Origin of the sequence: Aeromicrobium sp. (assembly GCF_049586495.1) — a bacterium.
GTDB lineage: Bacteria > Actinomycetota > Actinomycetes > Propionibacteriales > Nocardioidaceae > Aeromicrobium.
On the sequence record NZ_JBAVCB010000208.1, the window covers coordinates 1 to 5009 of the forward strand.

A 5009-nucleotide genomic window follows, 5' to 3' on the forward strand; every position below is an offset into this window, starting at 1 on the left:
CGGCGCACGACGGCCATGCCGGTCGCTCTCGAGGCCTCGACGCCCGGCAGATCCTGCTGCGCCGCTGCATCCCGCGCGCTCATGAGATGACCTCGCGGGCGTGGTCGTAGGCGTCGACAATGTCTCGGTAGGCGCCGGACCGCTCCACGAGCTCGTGGTGGGTTCCGTGCTCGACCACTCGGCCGCCGTCGAGCAGCACGACGTCGTCGGCCAGCGCGATGGTGGCTTTGCGGTAGGCGACCACGAGCACGGTCGGACCTGAACCTCCCGCGGTCTGCTGGGCCAGAGCCTGCAAGATGCGCTGCTCGACCTCGGGGTCAACGGCGCTGGTGGCATCGTCGAGCACCAGCAGTCGGGGATGACGAACCAGCGCACGCGCCAGAGCGAGCCGCTGCCGCTGACCACCAGACAGCGTGGTGCCGCGCTCCCCCAGCTGGGCGTCAAGCCCACGGCCCAGTGCCGAGACGAAGCCGTCGGCCTGCACCGTGCGCAACGCCGCCCAGACGTTCTCGTCGGGGATGTCGCGACCCAGCGTGATGTTCTCTCGCACCGAGTCGTCGAACAAGAAGGTCGACTGCGGCACGACGGCCACGACGTCCGCGAGCTCGGCGTGACCCAGCTCGGGCAGGGCCACGTTGTCGAGGCGGATCGTGCCCTCGGTGGGGTCCACGAGTCGAACCAGCAGCGAGGTGATGGTGCTCTTGCCACTTCCCGTGGAACCCACCACCGCGGTGACGCTGCCGGCCGGCACCTGCAGGTCGAGGTGCTGAAGCACGTCGATGTCGGCATCGTGATAGCGGAACGAGACCTGGTCGAGGCGCAGCTCGACCGCGCCGGTTCCTGGGACATCGGCGGTGCCGTAGTCCATTGATCCGGTGGCAGTGAGCACGCTCTCGACGCGGTCCCACCCCACGACGCTGCGGGGCAGCTCTCCGAGCACCCAGCCGATCGCACGGACCGGGAACGCCACGACCGTGAACAGGTAAGCCACCTGCACGACATCGCCGGGATCGGCTGCTCCGCTGGCCACCCGACCGACGCCCAGCACGATGACCAGCAGGATCCCGAAGTTGGGCAATGCCTCCAGCAACGGATCGAACACGCTGCGCACGCGCCCCACGGCGATGTTGGCGTCGCGCAGCTCGTGAGTGCTCGCAGCGAAACGCTCGGTCTCGTCAGATTCGCGTCCCAGCGACTTCACCACGGTGGCGCCGTCGAATGACTCGTGCGCGACCGCGCTGAGATCTCCGCGGAGCGACTGCGCACGTGCCACCCGTGGTGAGAGCCAGCGCTGGTAGAACACGTTGATCACGAACAGGGCCGGGAACACGATCAGACCAACCAAGGTGAGCACCACATCAGCTGCGAACATGGCCCCGAGCGCGGCCACGAGCATGGCGATGACGCCGACGGCCATGGGAAGCGGCATGAACACCGCCCACGCGGCCTCGACGTCAGCGTTGGCATTGGACAGCAGCTGGCCTGTGGGGTGCCGGTGGTGCCACGACATCGGCAGCGCCAAGTACTTGCGGGTCACCAACCGCCGGTGCGAGGCGACGAGTCGGTAGTACACCAGGCCGCCGATGAGTCGGCGAGCCACCACGCCAGCAGCGCGCAAGATGGCGACGCCGATGAACAGCAGCACCGCCGCCACGAGCGACCCGCGCACGACCTCGCCGCTCTCGAACGACGGACGAATGACGTGGTCCGTGGCCCAGCCGAGCACCCACGCGTCAGCCACGGTCATGGCGCCGTAGAGCATGCTGCCCAGGGCAGAGACCGTGAACAGGAACTTCTGCTGACGGATGCCATGACCCAGCAGCCGCATGCCGCGCCGGGTCATCCGGGAGGAATCCCGGTTTCCCAGGGCCGATGAGTTCTGATCAGTCACCGCGTCCTGCGGTGCGCTACCTGACATCGTGGCCGGCCGTCCGCAACGTGTCCTTCACCTGTCCGATGGTCATGTCACCGAAGTGAAACACGCTCGCAGCGAGAAGGGCGTCGGCGCCAGCGTCGACGGCCGCCGGGAAGTGATCCAGCCGCCCAGCCCCGCCGCTCGCGATGAGTGGCACCTGTGTCACGCCGCGGACTGCCGAAATCATGTCCAGGTCGAAACCATTTCGTGTGCCATCGGCATCCATCGAGTTCAGCAAGATCTCGCCGGCGCCCAGCTCGGTGGCCTGTCGGACCCAGGCGACAGCGTCGAGGCCAGCTGATTGGCGACCGCCGTGGGTGGTGACCTCGAAGCCGCTGGGCTGGTCCGCGCTACGCCGCGCGTCGACGCTGAGCACGAGCACCTGATTGCCGAATCGGTGGGCGATCTCGGCGATGACCTCCGGGCGGGCGATGGCGGCTGTGTTGATGCCCACCTTGTCAGCGCCGGCGCGCAACAGGCGGTCGACGTCGTCCGCGGTGCGCACTCCCCCTCCCACCGTGAGTGGGATGAACACCTGGTCGGCGGTGCGTCCGACCATGTCGTAGGTCGTGACGCGGTTGCCCGAGGACGCCGTGATGTCCAAGAAGGTGAGCTCGTCGGCGCCCTCAGCGTCGTAGACGGTGGCCATCTCCACCGGATCGCCGGCATCACGCAGGTCGACGAAGTTGACGCCCTTGACCACGCGGCCTGCGTCGACGTCCAGGCACGGAATGACGCGGACGGAGAGGCTCACCACACGAGCCTATCCAGCCCGTCACAACGGCGTTAATGTGACCGCATGAGACTTCGCGTGGTGGTGGTGTCAGTCGTGCTGCTGATGTCGGCCGCTGCCTGTGGTGACGATGCTGGCGAGCCGGGCGCATCCCCCAGCCCCACGACTGTCGAGTCCACGCCCACGCCCTCGCCCACCGCTGCGCAGCCAACGTCGTCGGCTGACCTGGAGCTTGCGCCGGGTCGCATCGGCCCGGTGGAGTCGGGCATCGACAAGGACGCTGCCCTGGCCACTGGTCTGTTCGACGCCGACGTGGCCGGTGTCGAAGAATGCATGTTCCCCCTGGCGTGGAAGGACGCCTTCACAGGGGTGGACGTCGTCGTGGACTCCGAGGGCGGCATCCTCGGGCTCGGGGTGACGGCCGAGGATGGGCCGCGCACGGCTGACGGTCTGGGTGTCGGATCCACGTTCGGTGAGCTGATCGAGAACTACGGCAGCGATCTGAGCGCCCCTGAGGAGGCTGGATACGGCCAGGTCGGCGTGTACGTCAAGGATGGCGACAACTGGCTGGGCTTCCTGCTCGGCGACGCCACGTCGGTCGAGCAGGTGGACAACGACCCCGCTTTCAAGGTCACCTTCGCCGAGGCGACGAAGTCTGCCAAGCCCGACCTGATGCGCGACGGGTGCTGAGATTCAGCGAACGGCCTGCAGGGCTTCTGGCAGCGTGAACGCACCGGCATAGAGGGCCTTGCCGACGATGGCGCCCTCGACGCCGATGTCGGTGAGCGAGGCGATCGCGCGCAGGTCGTCGAGACTCGAGACTCCGCCGGAGGCCACGACCGGCTTGTCGGTGCGATCGCACACCTGACGCAGCAGCTGCAGATTCGGGCCGGTGAGGGTTCCGTCCTTCGTGACGTCGGTGACGACGTAGCGGGCGCAGCCGTCACGCTCGAGGCGTTCGAGCACCTCGAACAGGTCGCCGCCCTCCTCGGTCCAGCCGCGCGCTGCGAGCGTGGTGCCGCGTACGTCGAGGCCAACAGCGATCTGATCGCCGTGCTCGCCCAAAACCTTGGCGCACCACTCGGGGTTCTCCAGCGCCGCCGTGCCCAGATTGACCCGGGTGCACCCGGTGGCGAGCGCGGCGGCGAGCGAGGCGTCGTCACGGATGCCGCCGGACAGCTCGACCTTGACGTCGAGCCGGCCGACGACCTCGGCGAGCAGCTCACGGTTCGAGCCCGTGCCGAAGGCGGCGTCGAGATCGACCAGGTGGATCCACTCGGCGCCGTCGGTCTGCCACTGCAGCGCCGCGTCCAGCGGAGACCCGTAGGACGTCTCGCTGCCGAGCTCACCTTGCACGAGGCGCACGGCCTGTCCCTCGGCCACGTCGACAGCTGGCAGGAGTTCAAGAGTCACGCCGGTGATCGTACCGACACCGTCATGCTGCGAAGGAAGCCAGCCAGTTCTCGAGCAGGTGGCGGCCGGCGTCGCCGGACTTCTCGGGGTGGAACTGGGTCGCCCACAGCGGTCCGTCCTCGACCGCGGAGACGAATCGCTCCGAGCCATAGGAGGTCCAGGTGACGACCGGGGCGGGCATGGCTGGCGGCCGGGTGAGCGACCAGTCACGCACGCCAAAGGAGTGCACGAAGTAGAACCGCTCCCCTTCGATGCCGGCGAACATCCGCGAGGCGGAGGCCGGCTCGACGTTGTTCCAGCCCATGTGGGGCACGATCGGCGCATCGAGCGGTTCCACCCGCCCGGGCCACTCACCACAGCCCGTGGTCTGCACGCCGTGCTCGATGCCCTCACCGAACAGGATCTGCATGCCCACGCAGATGCCCAGGACCGGCTTCTTGGCGATCAGACGGCGCTCGATGATGCGGGGGCCACCGACGTCGGAGAAGCCCCGCATGCAGGCCTCGAACGCCCCGACACCAGGCACCAGCAGTCCGTCCGCCGCCAACGCCACGTCACCGTCAGCGCTCAGCTCGACCTCAGCCCCCGCCCGCTCGCAAGCGCGCACGGCAGAGCGGACATTGCCCGACCCATAGTCGAGGACCACGACTCGCGTCACGGCTAGAGGGCGCCCTTGGTCGACGGGATACCCGATTCGCGAGGGTCGATGGCCACGGCTTCGCGCAGGGCTCGCGCGACGGCCTTGAACTGGGCCTCGGCGATGTGGTGCGGGTCGCGGCCGTCGACCGAGCGCACGTGCATCGTGATGCCGGCGTGGTGAGCAATCGACTCCAGCACGTGCCCGGTCAGCGAGCAGCTGTACTGGCCGCCGATGATAGCGGTGATCTGGCGCTCCGGCTCGCCGGAGTGCACGAAGTACGGTCGGCCCGAGACGTCGACGACCACCTG

5 protein-coding genes and 1 pseudogene are annotated in these 5009 nt (G+C 68.4%); 1 reads left to right on the forward strand and 5 read right to left on the reverse strand.

Translation table 11 applies throughout. The features are described from left to right. Positions 1–79: 79 nt before the first annotated feature. Together WB508_RS11175 and hisF are read right to left on the reverse strand one after the other, a co-directional pair. Positions 80–1891 (reverse strand): ABC transporter ATP-binding protein, encoded by a 1812-nt coding sequence (locus tag WB508_RS11175; protein ID WP_423844961.1) that lies wholly within the window; start codon positions 1889–1891, stop codon positions 80–82. 16 nt (positions 1892–1907) lie between these two features. Next, on the reverse strand, positions 1908–2669 hold the full coding sequence (gene hisF, locus WB508_RS11180; protein ID WP_423844962.1) for an imidazole glycerol phosphate synthase subunit HisF: 762 nt from the start codon (positions 2667–2669) through the stop codon (positions 1908–1910). Between the two features lie 45 nt (positions 2670–2714). Here hisF and WB508_RS11185 point away from each other — a divergent pair, with 45 nt between their 5' ends. Further along, positions 2715–3338, forward strand: a complete 624-nt coding sequence (locus WB508_RS11185) for a hypothetical protein (protein WP_423844963.1) — start codon at positions 2715–2717, stop codon at positions 3336–3338. A gap of 3 nt (positions 3339–3341) precedes the next feature. Here WB508_RS11185 and priA read toward each other — a convergent pair whose 3' ends face one another. The 3 genes and pseudogenes from priA to WB508_RS11200 form a co-directional block, all read right to left on the reverse strand. Continuing rightward, the gene (gene priA, locus WB508_RS11190) at positions 3342–4061 is read right to left on the reverse strand and encodes a bifunctional 1-(5-phosphoribosyl)-5-((5-phosphoribosylamino)methylideneamino)imidazole-4-carboxamide isomerase/phosphoribosylanthranilate isomerase PriA (protein WP_423844964.1); all 720 of its coding nucleotides are present in this window, start codon (positions 4059–4061) and stop codon (positions 3342–3344) included. Positions 4062–4083: 22 nt separating this feature from the next. Next, positions 4084–4719 (reverse strand): imidazole glycerol phosphate synthase subunit HisH, encoded by a 636-nt coding sequence (gene hisH, locus WB508_RS11195; protein WP_423844965.1) that lies wholly within the window; start codon positions 4717–4719, stop codon positions 4084–4086. Positions 4720–4721: 2 nt separating this feature from the next. After that, positions 4722–5009: pseudogene (locus tag WB508_RS11200) on the reverse strand (imidazoleglycerol-phosphate dehydratase); the annotation flags it as partial.